Annotated in this window: 12 protein-coding genes, 1 tRNA gene and 3 pseudogenes; 6 read left to right on the top strand and 10 right to left on the bottom strand. The window is 62.2% G+C overall.

Annotated features, from left to right (window positions below; all coding sequences use genetic code 11):
• Positions 1–592: 592 nt before the first annotated feature.
• Positions 593–671 (bottom strand) — tRNA-Ile (locus tag ACN22W_RS36885).
• A gap of 362 nt (positions 672–1,033) precedes the next feature.
• Positions 1,034–1,371, bottom strand: a pseudogene (locus ACN22W_RS36890) (integrase core domain-containing protein); the annotation flags it as partial.
• Between the two features lie 44 nt (positions 1,372–1,415).
• On the opposite strand from ACN22W_RS36890, the gene ACN22W_RS36895 reads away from it, so the two are divergent.
• The gene (locus tag ACN22W_RS36895) at positions 1,416–2,813 is read left to right on the top strand and encodes an IS30 family transposase (protein WP_419690025.1); all 1,398 of its coding nucleotides are present in this window, start codon (positions 1,416–1,418) and stop codon (positions 2,811–2,813) included.
• A gap of 7 nt (positions 2,814–2,820) precedes the next feature.
• Here the strand turns inward: ACN22W_RS36895 and ACN22W_RS36900 are convergent.
• From ACN22W_RS36900 to ACN22W_RS36910, 3 genes and pseudogenes are all read right to left on the bottom strand, one after another.
• Positions 2,821–3,679 (bottom strand): annotated as a pseudogene (locus ACN22W_RS36900) (IS3 family transposase); the annotation flags it as partial.
• A 41-nt stretch (positions 3,680–3,720) separates the two neighbouring features.
• Positions 3,721–5,251: pseudogene (locus ACN22W_RS36905) on the bottom strand (cryptochrome/photolyase family protein).
• Positions 5,252–5,325: 74 nt separating this feature from the next.
• Positions 5,326–5,886, bottom strand: a complete 561-nt coding sequence (locus ACN22W_RS36910; RefSeq protein ID WP_419690026.1) for a DUF2878 domain-containing protein — start codon at positions 5,884–5,886, stop codon at positions 5,326–5,328.
• Between the two features lie 412 nt (positions 5,887–6,298).
• On the opposite strand from ACN22W_RS36910, the gene ACN22W_RS36915 reads away from it, so the two are divergent.
• Positions 6,299–7,258, top strand: a complete 960-nt coding sequence (locus tag ACN22W_RS36915; protein WP_419690027.1) for an alpha/beta hydrolase — start codon at positions 6,299–6,301, stop codon at positions 7,256–7,258.
• 85 nt (positions 7,259–7,343) lie between these two features.
• Here ACN22W_RS36915 and ACN22W_RS36920 read toward each other — a convergent pair whose 3' ends face one another.
• Positions 7,344–8,315, bottom strand: coding sequence for a MerR family transcriptional regulator (locus ACN22W_RS36920; RefSeq protein ID WP_419690028.1), 972 nt, complete (start codon positions 8,313–8,315; stop codon positions 7,344–7,346).
• Positions 8,316–8,595: 280 nt separating this feature from the next.
• On the opposite strand from ACN22W_RS36920, the gene ACN22W_RS36925 reads away from it, so the two are divergent.
• Positions 8,596–10,125 (top strand): cryptochrome/photolyase family protein, encoded by a 1,530-nt coding sequence (locus tag ACN22W_RS36925; protein WP_419690739.1) that lies wholly within the window; start codon positions 8,596–8,598, stop codon positions 10,123–10,125.
• A gap of 26 nt (positions 10,126–10,151) precedes the next feature.
• Here the strand turns inward: ACN22W_RS36925 and ACN22W_RS36930 are convergent, their stop codons facing one another.
• On the bottom strand, positions 10,152–11,165 hold the full coding sequence (locus tag ACN22W_RS36930) for an NAD(P)/FAD-dependent oxidoreductase (protein WP_419690029.1): 1,014 nt from the start codon (positions 11,163–11,165) through the stop codon (positions 10,152–10,154).
• A 296-nt stretch (positions 11,166–11,461) separates the two neighbouring features.
• Here ACN22W_RS36930 and ACN22W_RS36935 point away from each other — a divergent pair, with 296 nt between their 5' ends.
• Genes ACN22W_RS36935 through ACN22W_RS36945 form a run of 3 tightly spaced genes read left to right on the top strand, consistent with a single transcriptional unit; the run spans position 11,462 to position 12,674 of the window.
• Positions 11,462–12,010 (top strand): SDR family NAD(P)-dependent oxidoreductase, encoded by a 549-nt coding sequence (locus tag ACN22W_RS36935; RefSeq protein WP_419690030.1) that lies wholly within the window; start codon positions 11,462–11,464, stop codon positions 12,008–12,010.
• The gene (locus ACN22W_RS36940; RefSeq protein WP_419690031.1) at positions 11,950–12,219 is read left to right on the top strand and encodes an SDR family oxidoreductase; all 270 of its coding nucleotides are present in this window, start codon (positions 11,950–11,952) and stop codon (positions 12,217–12,219) included. Before ACN22W_RS36935 ends, ACN22W_RS36940 begins: the two co-directional genes overlap by 61 nt.
• Positions 12,220–12,221: 2 nt before the next feature.
• Complete coding sequence (locus tag ACN22W_RS36945; RefSeq protein ID WP_419690032.1) at positions 12,222–12,674, top strand: DUF3429 domain-containing protein; 453 nt, start codon at positions 12,222–12,224, stop codon at positions 12,672–12,674.
• Between the two features lie 220 nt (positions 12,675–12,894).
• Here ACN22W_RS36945 and ACN22W_RS36950 read toward each other — a convergent pair whose 3' ends face one another.
• The 3 genes from ACN22W_RS36950 to ACN22W_RS36960 all read right to left on the bottom strand — a co-directional run bounded on the left by ACN22W_RS36950 (position 12,895) and on the right by ACN22W_RS36960 (position 15,524).
• A complete protein-coding gene (locus tag ACN22W_RS36950) occupies positions 12,895–13,599 on the bottom strand; it encodes a sigma-70 family RNA polymerase sigma factor (RefSeq protein ID WP_419690740.1) in 705 nt (234 codons plus the stop codon).
• A gap of 116 nt (positions 13,600–13,715) precedes the next feature.
• Entirely contained in the window at positions 13,716–14,447 is a 732-nt protein-coding gene (folE, locus tag ACN22W_RS36955; protein ID WP_419690033.1) for a GTP cyclohydrolase I, read from the bottom strand.
• Between the two features lie 99 nt (positions 14,448–14,546).
• Entirely contained in the window at positions 14,547–15,524 is a 978-nt protein-coding gene (locus ACN22W_RS36960; protein ID WP_419690034.1) for a hypothetical protein, read from the bottom strand.
• Positions 15,525–15,664: the final 140 nt, after the last annotated feature.

Consider the following 15,664-nt stretch of genomic DNA (forward strand, 5'->3'; position numbering starts at 1 on the left):
CGCACGAGGCGGGCGAGGACTTTTCGACATGTGCCGGAGGGCACATGCGTATTCTATGACGAGCCATTGCCGAGTTGGTGTCAAGGAGTGTTAAGCCCAACCGGGCGTTACGAAAGGCACCGATAGTCGCTCCGGCGCATCACCTGAGGATGTGGATTCCCTAACCTATTGAGTCATCCGCGGTAAGTCGTACCATCGCAAAGAAAGCATTGGTCACAACTGGATCTGCTGTAGGCCACCAATTGGCCTGTGATCTCGACCGTTCGTCGAGCTCCTTCTCGCATAGTAGCTTGTACACTTTTTCGTGCTGGGGGCCAGTCGTCCGGTCAACGTAGACTAGTCCGCTACTCTCCAGCGATCGGACGACGCGCCGTAGCTGGCCAATCGAGGTGTCGAGCTCCGCACGTAGATTCGTGAGCGTTCTTTCTGCGCCATCTGACATCACTGCGATCACGCAGTCGGCAAGCTTTGTACTTTCGTCAGAGTTCGCCATCGGGTTGTCTCCCAATTCGAGCAAAAATGAAATCGGCGGCACTTGTCATGGCTTTGACGAACGCCCGAATCCGGGTGTTCGTCCGAGCGGGGCAGAAGCTGGTGGGCCTCCCGTGAGTCGAACACGGCACCAACGGGTTATGAGCCCGCTGCTCTAACCAGGCATGAGCTAGAGGCCCGATGGAGCGGGTGAAGGGAATCGAACCCTCGTCGTAAGCTTGGAAGGCTTCTGCTCTGCCATTGAGCTACACCCTCAATCCCGGCCGATTTTTGCACGATTCAGTCTTCACGGCGATAGTGAAAAACCGTGAATCTTGTGCGTTCCATGAAAAACTAACCATTTTTGACGATCTGCTGTAATTTAAACATGTAGTTTGCCAATTATTGTGAGTGCCGGTTGGTGTTGGTTAATGACAAATCTCTTGCAAAGTTGAATCGCGATATAATTTATCACTTATTGAAGTAAAAATTTAATGGTTAATTAATTTTTTAATAGATTAAATTATGATAATTTATGTTCATATAGACATAATTTCAGAATTCAACTGAAGGTCAATCGATTTGCCACGTGGGCCGGCCAGAGTTTCGTAGACACTCGCGAGCCGTTTAGCGCGTAGCGCCGCCAAACTCAATCGGTGAAAGATCGCCGGCAGAACCATGCCGACGAACCGGGTTATAAAACATTTTGATGTAGTCGAGCAGGTCCGAGGTTGCGGTCGCCCGACTCGGATCGATGCGCCGCTTGATTTGCTCCATTTTTAGGGCGCTGAAGAAGCTCTCGGCCACGGCATTGTCGTGGCAATTACCGCGCCGACTCATGCTTGGCACCATATGGTGCGCCTTCAGGAATGACTGCCAGTCATCGCTCGTGAATTGGGTGGATTCAACCGGTCGTCGCAACTCCTTAATCCAGGAGGTGTTTCATGGGTCGTCCATCGAAGTGGATACAACAGTTGACGAGGCGAGGAGCGATGCGCTCGCCAGGTGCACTATCGCTTCGGCACGAGGTTGAGCGCCAGTTTTGGGAGCAGGTTGCGACCGGAATCACAAGCGAGAAGGCTGCTGCGGCAGTTGGCGTGTCCCAGGCGGCAGGGACACGCTGGTTTCGCGAGCGTGGCGGTATGCCGTTGTTCATGGCAAGTCCAATATCCGGCAGGTACTTATCGTTTGCTGAGCGTGAAGAGATAGGATTACTCTCAGCCGAAGGCGTCGGCGTACGTGAGATCGCTCGCCGTATTGGCCGCAGCGCGTCAACGGTCTCACGAGAGCTCAAGCGAAATGCTGCAACTCGTAGTGGCCGCCTCGATTATCGTGCATCAGTTGCGCAGTGGAAGGCGGAATTGTTTGCCAGGCGATCGAAACCAGCAAAGCTTGCGACAAACCCGAGGCTGCACCGCTATGTGCAAGAGCGCCTGGAAGGCCAGGTTCACGACGCTAAAGGACGTAAGGTCGCAGGGCCTAGTCAAGCGGCGTTCACCGGGCGGAATAAACCAGAACGCAGTGACCGCAAATGGGTCAATGGCTGGTCGCCGGAACAGATTGCCAATCGATTAAAAGTCGACTTTCCAGATGACGAAACCATGCGCATTTCTCACGAAGCCATCTATCAGGCGCTTTGCATTCAAGGGCGTGGTGCGCTCAAGCGCGAACTGGTGACCTATCTGCGCACCGGACGAGCACTGAGAGTGCCAAGGGCCAGGGCGCAAGCCAAGGCGTGGGGGCATGTCAGCGAAGACGTGATGATCTCCGAACGTCCAGCGGAAGCTCAAGACCGTGCTGTACCGGGACATTGGGAAGGTGATCTGATCATCGGCTTGAACCGGTCTGCGATCGGAACGCTGGTCGAGCGATCAAGCCGATTCACCATGCTCATCCATCTGCCTCGCGAGGAAGGCTATGGGTTGATTCCCAGGACGAAAAACGGTCCCGCGCTGGCCGGCTATGGGGCTGTCACGATGGCAAACGCACTCAAGAAAACCGTGACGAGCATGCCTGCCCAGTTGTGGCGATCATTGACTTGGGATCGGGGAAAGGAACTGTCCGATCATGCTCGCTTCACAATTGAATCTGGTGTGAAGGTCTTCTTCGCCGACCCGAACAGCCCATGGCAACGTGGCACGAACGAAAACACGAACGGCCTTCTACGACAATACTTTCCAAACGGCACGGATCTGTCCCGGTGGAGCGCTCGAGAGATTCAAGCCGTTGCTAATACGTTGAACACCAGGCCCCGGAAAACACTCGGCTGGAAAACGCCTGCTGAAGCTCTGGACGAGTATCTCAGGTCCGTTCAACAATCTAGTGTTGCGACGACCGGTTGATTCCACCTTGACTGCCCTGATCGGAATGCACCATGACACCGGGTCCCGGTTTGCGTTTCCAAACCGCAGTCAACAACGCCTGTCAAACCGGATCGCTGTTCATCGTCGAACGCGTAGCCCAACCGACGATCTGGCGCGAGTACTGATCCATAACAGCCGCCAGATACAGCCAGCCCTCGTAAATCCGGATGTACGTGATGTCCGTTACCCAGACCCAGTTCGGTGCGGTTGGCGCGAACTCACGGTTCAGCACGTTGGCGATTACGCCGACCGCCCCCCCTTAGCGGGGCTTGCTGCCATAGCCCACTTCTGCCCGCAGACCTTCGCCTTTCATGAGGCGATGGACGCGGTGACGGCTGCACGTTTCGCCCGATTCACGCAAATCCACCGTGATCTTGCGGTAGCCATAGCCGCCGCCGCTGGCTAGCCAGGAATGCTTGATCAAACCGAGCAATCGATCCTCCTCGCGCTTGCGGGCTCCAACTGTCTGCCGCTGCCAGACTTAATAACCGCTGCGATGCACGCCAAGGACTCGGCACATCGAGTGCAGGCGGAACTCGCCGAGATGGGCTCGCATGAACGCGTACCTTGCCGCTATCCCTTTGCAAAGTACGCGGCGGCATTTTTAGAATGTCGCGCTCCTCGGTCATGCGCTTGAGCTCGGCCTTCAGTCGCCGAACCTCGGCGCTCTGATCCAGCTCCGCCTGCCGCACGACGTCGGGCCTGCCGAACTTCAGTTTCTAGGCGTAAAGGCTATGGGGCGTGATGCCCAGTCGCTGCGCCGCATCCGCCACCGAATGACCCCGTTCGGTTACCTGTTTGATTGCCTCGATCTTGAACTCATCCGTGTACCGCTTGTCGCTCATCCTGACCTCCTCGGTTGACGTAAATTATGGCTCGAAGATGTCTACGAAAGGCTAGCCGGTCCACTCTGTGTATTCAGGATCTCTACCGAACTTAGGGCCCGAGCGCGTGCAACCTGGTGATCCACGATCGGGAAGGGATAACTTGCGCCGAGAGCGATGGATGCTTCCTGCAGCGCTTCAGCGGAAGCGGTCCATGGGCTGTGGAGTGTTTCGGCGGGGAGTGCAGACAGTTCGGGCACCCACCGGCGCGTGTATTCGCCGCTCGAGTCGAACTTTTCCCCCTGCAAAACAGGATTGAAGATTCGAAAATACGGGGCTGCGTCGGCACCGCTTCCCGACACCCATTGCCACCCGGCGGGATTGCTTGCCTCGTCCGCATCAACCAGCGTATCCCAGAACCATGCTTCGCCCTCGCGCCAGTCGATCAGCAAGTGCTTGGTGAGAAATGACGCTGTCACCATGCGCACGCGGTTGTGCATCCAACCTAGTGTGCCAAAGCTCGCGCATGCCGGCGTCGACCATCGGGTATCCTGTTTTCCCCCTTTGCCACGCGCGAAGCGCCTTGGCGTCGGTACGCCACGGCATGGCGTCAAACTGACGCCGAAAATTGAACTGATGAAGGGGTTCGCAGTGATAGAGAAGGTAATACGAGAACTCTCTCCATCCGAGTTCACTGAAGAACGTGTTCAACGACTCATTTTTGGCATCGTCAATGCGAACAACTCGCCTGCTTCGTAGGGTGTCCACCGCTGATAATGTCGCATACCACACCTGCCGGGCCGAGATATTTCCGAAGCGAAGATACGGAGAAAGCCGGCTCGTCGCTTGAGTGGCCGGAAAATCTCGAGCGCCGGCATAGTCGGAAAACGAGTGTTCAATGAAGGCCTCGAGTTGATGCCCGGCCGCCTCCTCGCCGCATCGCCAGGTCGCACGCAGACCGTCCGCCCAGTCCGGCGTCGAGGGCTGAAGTGCAAGTTCGAGAAGCGTACAGACGTGTGCGCTCACGTTTCTGGAGACGGGAAAGAACGTGACCCGAGCGGGCGCCGAAAGTGGGCATGGTGAAATAAAATTATCGCGGCGAGCGGCTTTCCAGTACGCGCTGAATACCTGGAACGGCAAGCCTTCGCGCGTGGCCACTGTCCAGGGTTCCCGCAAAAGATGGCCATTGAATGTCGACACGTCGATTCCGCGCTCGATCAGGTCTTTCTTGACCGATGCATCAATTTCCGTTTGCGCTTTCGAGTAGCGGCGATTCCAGAAAACCATTGCCGCCCGGGTCTCGACGGCGAGGCTCCTGATGGCTTCGTGTTCGTTACCGCGAAGCACGAGCAGCGAGCCGCCGAGAGCGGAAAGCGAGCCGTCGAGTTTTTTCAAGGACTCGTGCAGCCACCACTTTTGCGCGCCCCCCATGGCGCGCCCGAGCTTCGGGGCAGGGTCGTAGACGTAGACGCAAACAACAGGATGGCCGGTACTGACCGCATGAGAGAGTGCGGGATTGTCGCTAAGTCGTTGGTCATCCCGAAACCATACGATAACGGGGCGGGATTCATAAGGCAGTTCGGAGCTTGTCATGTGTGGTGCCTGGGAAGGTACGTTGGCAATTTGAACGGGATCGGAGATCACGCTGGCTTGCGACGCGTCCGGCTCTATCCGGCGCGGGCGTCATTCATGTCGCCTGCGCCGATTGGCGGAGGAGAAGGGCGCGTTACGCCATCCCAATGGCTTGCAATCGCAAGCGCGGCCGGCAAGATGAACGCCCAGCCGGTTGCGAGAACTACGAGCGCTGCAGCCGGGTCTTTGAAATGAACGGCCCCCAGCGCCGCACCTGCGCGAAAGGATGCGGGGCCTGCGAATGCGCCGACGAGCGCCGAGACGAGTGGTCGCGCCCGAAGCCAGAGCAGCAAGGTGTTGAGTTGAATCGCGAACAGCGCCCACAGCCCCGCGAGCCAGTACGGCGCTGTACCTTTGAGAAGAACGCCGTTCGGGTACACGAGCAGGTCGGAATGTGCAATGGCGCTGTCCCATAGCCATCCGGACACCGTGACCGTGATGACGATCCGCGCCTCGGATGCGGGCCGACGCGCGAAGAGAAGATGGCCTGCTGTCGCGATCAGCGCATAGGTGACGCCCCACGCGGCGTGATGCGCTGCGGCAGTCATCACGCATACCAGCCATCCTGCCTGGGTCGTTGCGAGATAGACGTACACGCGAGCGGCGCCGGACTTTTGCGTGCTCGACGTCAGTTGATTCGGCGCGCTTCTCATGATCGTTCGCGCGGTATCGGTAACGGCATGGTCGCCGTGCCGCCACGTCGACGTTGCATCTCGGGGAAAGTGGCAGGTAGAACGTTCATGGCAGACGGCTCTCACTATCGTCGACGAGCGGACTCGCCACCGGTCGTTTGCTTGGCAGCGAGCGACCGTCGGCATTCCGCGTTGATTCACCTATCCATTCCACATACGACTCTCCGTTGCGGACGGATGCACTTGCGCACGGAAGATCTGGATGCCGTCAAGGGGAGCGGTTGCCATGCGATGCATGCATCCGCTTGCGCGCAAGCACCGTAAACCACAAACCAGGCGGCGGATGCGGCCGGAATCGTCAGGAATGGGGATCTCCATGAACATGAAAGCCGGGCTTGTCGTCCTGTCGGTGCTGCTCGCGGCCGGTCTCCTCTCCGCGTGCAGCCCGGTGCGGCTCCTGAATGCGCTGACGCCGAGCTACACGTTCAGTCTTTTCGCAGGTATCCCGTACGGATCCGGCGAACGCCAGGTGCTCGACGTCTACTTGCCCACGCGCGTCTTGCGTCACTGGCCGGCCGATGCAAGTGCGGGCGCCCCTGTGGTCGTGTTCCTTTACGGCGGAAGCTGGCAGTCCGGCGAGCGCAAGGACTATCTGTTCGTGGGCGAGGCGCTCGCGTCGAGGGGTTTTGTTGCCGTCTTACCCGACTACAGGACGTATCCGGCGACCACCTTTCCCGGTTTCGTCGACGATGCGGCGCAGGCGGTCGCGTGGGCACGCGAGCACGCGGTTGCGTTCGGCGGCGATCCACGTCGCCTGTTTCTGATGGGGCATTCCGCGGGCGCGCAGATTGCCGCATTGCTTGCGACCGACGGCCGCTATCTGGCGGCTCAGGCGATGCGGAAGAGCGATATCGCCGGCGTGATTGGCCTGGCCGGGGCTTATGATTTCCTGCCGCTGCGCGATACAACGCTTGAAAGGATATTCCCGCAGGAAGTGCGTGCCGCGAGCCAGCCAATCCGGTTCATTCAGGGTACGGAGCCGCCGATGTGGCTGGCCACCGCGGAGAACGACACCGTGGTCGCGCCCGGCAACACGACCCGCTTCGCGCGAGCATTGCAAGAGAGGGGCGACACCGTCGTGGTCATGCGTTATAGGAACGTGGGCCATGCGTCGATCGTCGGTGTTCTGGGCGCGCCGTTGAGAGGGATGGCGTCAGTGCTCGACGATCTCTCCGCGTTCGTGAATCGCGTCGCGCATGCGTCGAATGCCGGAACCACGGGCAGGCCGCCGGCATCGCCTGCCGCAGCGGCTCGTTCTTCCGTTTCGGCTCAGTGATCGACGCAAGCACTGCATTGCACGCGAAATGGCATCGCCACCTGCCGTCGTGGGCAGGTCGGAACGGCCGGCGGCGCGTGCCGCGCTACAACGCCTTCAGTTCCGGCGTCGTCCCGCCCAATCCCTCTTCGCGGAGAATGACGGCAAGCGCCGTCTCGAGCAATTCGGCTGCCCGGTTCGCTGCGTCTCCAAGGTGGCGGTGCAGCAGCGCATCGGCCGGCGATCGCGACACGCATTCGTCGCTGTATCGCTCGAACGCACTGAGCTGCATGATCAATTCGGAGAGGTGACGCGGACACTCGCATTTGACGGTGGTGGACAGGCCGCTGAGCGACGCGAGCGTCGCCTCGTCGAAGCGTCGCCGCGTGCGCAGCCAGAGCCCGCGATCCGCGTCATTCGATTGGCGCGACTTGACGACGGCTTGCGCCAGTTTCGAAATGATCGATATCGGGTTGGTCTGGCCTTCCGTCGACCGGAACAACTCGAACCCCGACAGACGCGCCAGCTCGACCGCCTCTGCCGTGCCGAACCCGTACACGACGGCCACGGCGTGCGCGTTGAGCTGTTGCGCCACGACAGCGAGCTGCGAAACGACATCCTCATGGAGCGACGTGGTCGTCGCGATGAGGGCATCGACTGACGTACCTGCATGCGCGCTCGTGTCGTCGAGCGAGTCGATTCGCGCGGCGATCCGGATTCCCATTCGCTCGATCGCGGCTTCCGGAATCGAAAGCGCGCCGACGACCGCGAGGCTCACACTTGCCTCGTGAAACGCCGGGTCACGCGTATTCGTCAACGACAACGCCTCGAGTTCCTCGCGGCTCAGGCTGGCGATCGAGCCGATCGCGTGGCCCTGATTGACGAGCGTTTTCAGCAATCGAATGCGCTGGACGTCGTCGTCCGAGTACAGCCGTTGTCCGGACGGCGTTTTCGGCGGCGCAACCACGCCATAGCGCCTTTCCCAGATTCTCAGCGTGGCTGCCGGCATGCGCGCCAGGCGCGCGGCCTCGCCGCTGCGATAGCGATGGGGCGTATCGCGATCCTTGCGAGGGGGCATCGTTGCTCTCCTGAAGTTGACGTACTGTTGTCTCAGGATTGTACGCAGTTTGCGTGAAATACGAAGCAGGAAAGTGATTCAACGTGCGGATTTTCGTCCGAAAAGGTGGTTCGCGAAGCGCGAGCCGGCTAGCATGCTTCGAAGCGGTGCCGCTCGGTGTCGCGAGGTCGGTCGGGACGCGCGCGGTGCCGGGCGTGCGGTGGGTCAAGGTGTTTCGTCCGACGCGCACGCGCAGGTGTCTCGACAACCCAGGCGGCGATCATCAATCGCGAAGCGTCCCATGAAGACTTTAAGGCTTGTCCTCGGCGATCAGCTGGACCCGAATCATCATTGGTTTTCCGATGTCCGGGCCGAAACGATCTACGTGCTGATGGAAGTTCGGCAGGAAACCGACTACACGCTCCATCACGCTCAGAAGCTGATTGCGATCTTTGCGGCGATGCGTCGCTTCGCGTCGCTGTTGCGCGATGCGGGCCATCGCGTGCACTACATCGAGATCGACGACCCGCTCAATCGTCAGGCCATTCCCGCCAACCTGGACAGTGTCGCCGAGCTTCACGGCGCAGCGTGCATCGAGTATCTGCTACCGGACGAATGGCGTGTCGACCAGCAGCTGAGCGCCTATGCGGCAGCGGCGAACGTGCCGGTTCGCGCGGTCGATACCGGTCATTTCCATACGACGCGCGACGAGGTCGGGCACGTGCTCGGAACCGGCCGATCATGGATCATGGATCGCTTCTACCGGAGCATCCGCGTGCGGCATCGCGTATTGCTCGACGCGGAAGGGCGACCGGCAGGCGGGCAGTGGAGCTACGATGCGGAAAACCGCCAGGCATGGCCCGGCTCGCCCGCGGAACCGGCCGACTGGCGTCCGCATCACGATCATCGCGCGCTGTGGCAACAGATCGTTGCGGCGGGCGTGCGCAGCTTCGGCGAGCCGTCGGCCGGCGACTTCCGCTGGCCCGTCGATCGCGCCGAAGCGCTCGCCTGCCTCGACGCCTTCATCCGGGATGCGCTACCGTTTTTCGCGCAGTTCCAGGACGCGATGCACGGGAGCGCGCGGCGCCTGTTCCACTCGATGCTGTCGTTCGCGCTCAATGTGAAAATGTTGAATCCGCGCGAAGTCGTCGCGCGGGCCGAGCACGCGTATCGCAGCGGCGCGGCGCCGCTTGCCGCGGTCGAAGGGTTCATCCGGCAGATACTGGGCTGGCGCGAGTTCGTGCGCGGCGTGTACTGGGCACGCATGCCGGGCTATGAAAACAGCAATGCGTTCGGTCATCGCCGCCCGTTGCCGCATTGGTTCTGGGATGGCCGCACGCGAATGGCCTGCATGTCGCACGCGCTGCGGCAGTCGCTCGAAGACGCGCATGCGCACCACATCCTGCGGCTGATGGTGATCGGCAACTTTGCGCTGCTGGCCGGACTGGATCCGCACGAGGTGCATGAGTGGTACCTCGGTGTCTACATCGATGCGTTCGAATGGGTCGAGATGCCGAACACGCTCGGCATGAGTCAATACGCCGACGGCGGGGCAATGGCGACCAAGCCGTACGTTTCCAGCGCCGCGTACATCCATCGGATGAGCAATTACTGCAAGGGCTGCGCGTACGACCGCAATGCGCGAACCGGCGCGCGCGCATGCCCGTTCAACGCGCTGTACTGGGACTTTTTCGACCGGCACCGCGGCGTACTGCAGCACAACAACCGGCTCGGGATGGTCTATCGGCAGCTCGCGCGCTTTGATGACGAGGCGCTCGAAGCGATTCGCATGCAGGCGGACAGCGTGGTGCGGAATATCGAATCGCTGTAGGCCGTTCTGCCATCGGCCGCCGCCGTTCAGTGCGTGATCAGGGTGTCGGCCACCGCGCCGCCGAGGCCGGTGCCGCTGAGCCACGCGCCTTCGATCTTGCCGCCGCCCAGCCAGTCGCCGCACAGTCCGATGCGCGGGCCTGCCCGCCACGCAAAGCGGCCGGGAGTCGCGACAGACGACGGCGCCGGCTCGGCATAGCGCCAGCGATGGGCGGTTGCCGTGTCCGCGGTTGCGCCCACGATGTCCCGAAAGGCGTCCAGCAGCGTGCGCGTTATCTGCTGGGGCGGCGCCTCCAGATGGGCCTGGCTCCAGTCGGGTGTCGCGTGCAGCACCCACGTGCTCGCGCCGGTGCGCCCGGGCTTGGACGTGTCGTGGGCGATCCAGCCAAGCGGACCGGAATTGATGAATGCCGCGTCGAATCCCGGGTCCGGCAAATGGCCGCACTGCGCCATCACGGCCCAGGCCGGTCGCATCTCGGTACGCTGGGCAATCACCGCGAGACCCGGTTCGGCGCGCTGCAGAAGCGGGATGGCCTGCGGCGCCGGGACCGCGACGATGACAACGTCGTGACGCGCGTCCAGCGCACGATGCTCGGCCGAGATCAGTCGCCAGCCATGTTCGTCTCGCATCAACCCCGTGATCGTCGTCTCGCGCACCGTTTCGATTCCGGCCGACAGATGGCGCGCCGGTGCAGTCATGCCCGGCACGCCGACGTATCGCTGAGCTGGCGCGAGCAGTGCCCGCGGCCAGAGCGAGCCGATCGATGCGACGCGCGCGGCCCACGGGGTGGCTGCGCCGCCGGCGACCCATCGCGATATTTCGGCGACGAATGCCGGATGTTGGGCGGTGAAATACTGCGCGCCGTGATCGGCCTGCCAGCCGTCCGCGCGGCGCGTGCTCATGCGCCCGCCCACGCCACGGCTTTTCTCGTACACCGTCACTCGGTGGCCCGCATCGGTGAGGACGCGCGCGCAGGCCAGCCCGGCGATTCCCGCGCCGACGATCGCGATGTTGGCGGGTGAATCGTAAAGCGAAGTCATCTGATTCATCATAGAAAATGCAGAATATTGCGCAAATTCGTCGCGATTAAATTGAATTCTACGTCATGAACGGGCATATGAAGCCGATATTTGTGGCATATGACACGTATATTTTGACTCGTTAAGTCATGGTGAGTCGTTATGTCGCTTCATCCTGCCGGGAATTGGCATAGAATAGAAACTGTGATCAAACGGCATGTCGCGGCCCGGCCGCGCATCGTGCGGCGGTCATAGAGCGCCGCGCGCGCACGAGCCGGAGTCGCCGCGCGGGAAGGGTGCTTGCAACAGGAATCGTCATGGCTTTTGTCTGGATTTGCGGGGCAACGGGAGCCGTTGGCAGCGCACTTGCGCGTCGGCTGGACGCCACGGGCGTTTCAATGGTGCTCACCGCCCGACACGCTGATAGTCTCGGCGCCCTTGCCGACACGATGTCGCGCGAGCGTGTGGTCGTTGCGCCCGCCGACGCGACCGATGCGGCGGCGCTCGATCGGGCGCTCGAGGCAGGCGTCGAGCGATTCGGCGTGCCGGACGGGCTTGCGCATTGCGTCGGCTCGATCGTCGTCAAGCCGATGCATTCGACTTCGGATTCCGAACTTCATGACGCGTTCGCGGCGAATTACTTCTCGGCATGGAACGCATTGCGCGCGTTCGTCCGCATGTTGCTCGCCGCCCAGGCCGGGGTGGGGGCAGTGCGGTGCTGCTCGGCAGTGTCGCGTCGAGAACCGGGTTTCCGAACCATTAAGCCATCGCCAGCGCGAAAGCCGCGGTTGGCGCGCTCGCGCAGGTGGCGGCCGCCACCTACGCGGCGCGCGGGATTCGCGTCAACTGCATTCATCCCGGCCTGATTGTCTCGGCGATGTCCGCGCGTCTGACGAGTGCGCCGCAGGTCGCGAAGCGCCTAGCGGACGCCAATCCGCTCGGACGACTCGGCGTCGGCGACGATCCCGCCGCGCTTGCTGCGCTCCTGTTGAGCGCCGATGCGTCATGGGTGACCGGCCAGCAATTCGGCGTCGATGGTGGCCAGGGCGCGCTGATCGTTTCGCCGAGGTCATGATCATGCGTGCGGCGCTGCATCGCTACCGCGTTCCCGCAGCGTTGGCGCTGGCCGGCCTGGCGCCGTTCGTCGCGCTGTCGCGGCTGAGTGTCCACGCGTCGGCTGACAATGACGATTATGTGCACGCGCTGCTGAACTACGCCGCGTGTATCGCGTCGTTCGTCGGGGCCGTGCATTGGGGTGTCGCGCTGCGCGCGTCCGAATCGCCGCCCCGCCAGCACATTCTCTACGGATGGAGCGTGATCCCCGCATTGATGGCGTGGGCCGTGCTCATGATGCCGGGCATTGGCGCGCGGCTCACGGCAATGGCGATCGTGCTCGTCGCCTGCGCGGCCGTCGACGGCGTGCTGTGGAGAAAAGATTTCGTTCCGGCTTGGTGTTTCGCGTTGCGGTGCCTGTTGACGAGTGTGGCAAGTCTCTCGCTGCTGGCCGCCGCGCCTTCGATGAACGGTTGATCCGGATCCTTCCGTGGCGACGCCCTGAACAGCTCGCCGACCCGAGTGCCGGGGCATCGGATTCGGCGGCATCACGATGAAATATCGCGGGCCCTCGGCGGCGATACCGTCACTTCTCCATCGAGTCGGCGGCGCGCTGCCCCCGCCGCGGCAAATGCCGATTCAACGGAGCGCGGTCCGACTCGCGCAGCGCGATCGAACCGCGCGGTGATTCGCGCGCTCATTGCTCGAGATACATCCTGAGTCGCATCAGGCTGCGACGAATCCAACTCTTCATCGTGCCGAGCGGCACCTGCATGCGTTCGGCCAGCTCCGCGTAAGACGCGCCCCCATGAAACGCTTGCCGGAGCACATACGCCTGCCGTTCGCCCAGATGCGCGAGCCCGCGCTCCAGACGCAGGCGCTCCTGGCTCGCCTGCGCGCCGAGATCGGGCGTCGGGTTTTCGTCGGGGATCGACAGCGCCAGTTCGTCGTCGAGCGGAACCTCGCGGTGCTGCCTGATCCGGTCGATGGTCCGATTGCGTGCGAGCGTCATCAGCCATGTCATCGCCGTGCCGCGTCCGGCGTCGAATGAGTCGGCGCGACGCCACGCCGTCGTGAACACGTCCTGAAGCAGGTCTTCCGCTTCGTGGCGGTCGCGGATCATCCGGACGATCACGCCGTACAGCCGCGCCGCCGTCAATCGATACAGCTGCGCGAACGCGTGCTCGTCGCCGGCGGCCACGCGAGACAGCAATTGGTCGAGTTCCGCATGCGCGTCAGGTGCTTCGTCGGGCTGAACCACCGCATCGGCGGTGAATTCGGTTCTGCCGCCCGGGCGCGACCTCGCGCGGGACGCGTCCCGGCGTTGCTGCCTGCCTGAATGCGGCTTTGTCGATCGACCCTGGCCGGACGACGGGCGGAGCGAATCGTGCGAGCAGTTCATCGGAAACTCCGTATGGCTTTGCGCTTCCTGCTGTTGCGCGCCCGCGGTGACGAGCGGGCGCGGCTCATGGCCGGGCACGGTGCCATCGCATTCGTCGCGAATGCCTGTCGCGCGCATTACGCATGCTTTCCGGACAACAAGGCGAGAAACTCTCGGCGAAGCGATGCGTCCGCGAGAAATTTCCCGCGCATCACGCTGCTGGTCATTCTTGCCTGGTCGTCCTTGGTGCCGCGCCAATGCATGCAGAAGTGCTCGGCTTCGAGTACGACGGCAAGCCCGTCGGGCGAGATGCGCGATTCGAGGAGATCGGCGATCTGCTTGACCGCTTCTTCCTGGATCTGCGGGCGCGTCATGGCCCAGTTCACCAGCCTTCCATACTTCGACAGGCCGATCAGATTCGACGCGGCGCTCGGCAGCACGCCGATCCAGATGCGGCCCATGATCGGGCAGAGATGATGCGAGCACGCGCTGCGCACGCGCAGCGGCCCGACGATCAGCAACTCGTCCAGCCGCTCGACGTTCGGAAATTCGGTGACCGACGGCGCAGCGTCGTAGCGGCCCGCGAACACTTCGCGGATGAACATCTTCGCGACGCGCCGCGAGGTTTCGCGGGTGTTGTGGTCGTTGTCGACATCGATCACGAGCGAGCGCAGCACCGCTTCCATTCCCTGCGCAACTTCGTTCTGCAACGCATCCAGTTCGCCGTCGCGCAGGTGCGCAGCGATGTTGTCGTTTGCATGGAAGCGCACGCCCGCGTTCTCGAGCCGACGACGAATGATGTGCGACAGAGGAATGCCCTCGTCGATCGCAGTCAAGGTGTGTTCGGGAGCGTCGATCAGATTGCCCATTTCGGTTCGTTTCTCGAGGTTAGGGGGTCATGCGATGGATCGCGACTGAGGCGATGATTTGCCTGTGTTTCCTGGATAAAAACCGGGCGAACGCCGCCGCTATTTCGATGACGCGCCGACGGGATGGCGCTCACCTGGCGTGCGCGGGCGTGCATGGCGGCCCGGCAGCGTCACCGGAGATCCGGTCCTGATCGCGCACGACGGACCCACTGGCGTTGCCGGGGCCCAGCCGCCGACGTCCCGGTGGAACCGCAACATCGGGTCGTTCGCCGTCGGCTTCGCCGCGAGCATGACGGCGGCGGACTGTTGCAACCTGGCCAGGACGAACGCCTGGTCGACGCGGCCGCCGACCGAGTGAAACAGGTGGAACCCTGCAAGGCGGATCAACGCGAGGGCCTGCACGCTGCCGTACTCATAGATGATCGCGGCCGCGCGGACACGGCGCGCCTGTGCGAGCGACACGAATTGAATCGCCAGAGCCATATGCAACGACGAGACCTCGGCGATCAGGGCGTCGGCAGCCGGGCCCGGCTGTCGTAGCGCCCGCGGCACCGACTCGACGCGCTCGCTGACGTGCAGGCCGGCCTGCTCGATCGTTTCGTCGGCTGCAGTCAGGGCGCCCGTGACGAGTAGCGTCGGACACACGCGAGCCGCGACGTTGTTCGATCGCCGCTCGGGCAGTGCGCCGTGCAGGCTGGCGCTTGCACACCGGTCGGTCACCTGCGGCGAGCGGCGCCGGCAGCTTTGGCCGCGCTGCTGCGCGGCGACCCGCAAACGCGATGCAATCGGCCGGTCGGGTGCCGCACCGGCGTGGTGTGACGGGCTGCGTGCCGGGGCGACGGACACGCGCGCCATCCATGAAGCCGGACACGCCGGAAACCGGCGCGGCTTGATGTCGTGATTGCGTGTTGGCACGGGGCCTCCCTCGGTCGATTCATGCGTCACAGCTGGATTGTATGCAAATTTTCCGGAAAGTGAAGCGTAAAAGTGATTCACATAACAATTTATACCGGATTTTTTTGAGTCATTTTCCGCCTCGGTGCTGTAAGGTTGCGTTGAGAGCACGGGAGTGCTCATTTATGCAAGGGAATTTTGTGTTGGGGTGGCATGTGAAACGATTTCCGGGGTCAATGTGGCGGTGGTTAATTTGTGCCACGACGGCCCAGAAAGTACGCCGGAAGATGTGCGATTTCGATGCATTCATCGACCGTGTCGCA

The sequence above is a fragment of the Burkholderia theae genome (assembly GCF_048565265.1).
Lineage (GTDB): Bacteria > Pseudomonadota > Gammaproteobacteria > Burkholderiales > Burkholderiaceae > Burkholderia > Burkholderia theae.

Excerpts from the sequence above, each read along its gene's own strand:
- ACN22W_RS36895 (WP_419690025.1), top strand. The coding sequence starts at position 1,416 with ATGGGTCGTCCATCGAAGTGGATACAACAGTTGACGAGGCGAGGAGCG.
- ACN22W_RS36915 (WP_419690027.1), top strand. The coding sequence starts at position 6,299 with ATGAACATGAAAGCCGGGCTTGTCGTCCTGTCGGTGCTGCTCGCGGCC.
- ACN22W_RS36920 (WP_419690028.1), bottom strand. The coding sequence starts at position 8,315 with ATGCCCCCTCGCAAGGATCGCGATACGCCCCATCGCTATCGCAGCGGC.
- ACN22W_RS36925 (WP_419690739.1), top strand. The coding sequence starts at position 8,596 with ATGAAGACTTTAAGGCTTGTCCTCGGCGATCAGCTGGACCCGAATCAT.
- ACN22W_RS36930 (WP_419690029.1), bottom strand. The coding sequence starts at position 11,165 with ATGACTTCGCTTTACGATTCACCCGCCAACATCGCGATCGTCGGCGCG.
- ACN22W_RS36935 (WP_419690030.1), top strand. The coding sequence starts at position 11,462 with ATGGCTTTTGTCTGGATTTGCGGGGCAACGGGAGCCGTTGGCAGCGCA.
- ACN22W_RS36945 (WP_419690032.1), top strand. The coding sequence starts at position 12,222 with ATGCGTGCGGCGCTGCATCGCTACCGCGTTCCCGCAGCGTTGGCGCTG.
- ACN22W_RS36950 (WP_419690740.1), bottom strand. The coding sequence starts at position 13,599 with ATGAACTGCTCGCACGATTCGCTCCGCCCGTCGTCCGGCCAGGGTCGA.
- folE (WP_419690033.1), bottom strand. The coding sequence starts at position 14,447 with ATGGGCAATCTGATCGACGCTCCCGAACACACCTTGACTGCGATCGAC.
- ACN22W_RS36960 (WP_419690034.1), bottom strand. The coding sequence starts at position 15,524 with ATGAGCACTCCCGTGCTCTCAACGCAACCTTACAGCACCGAGGCGGAA.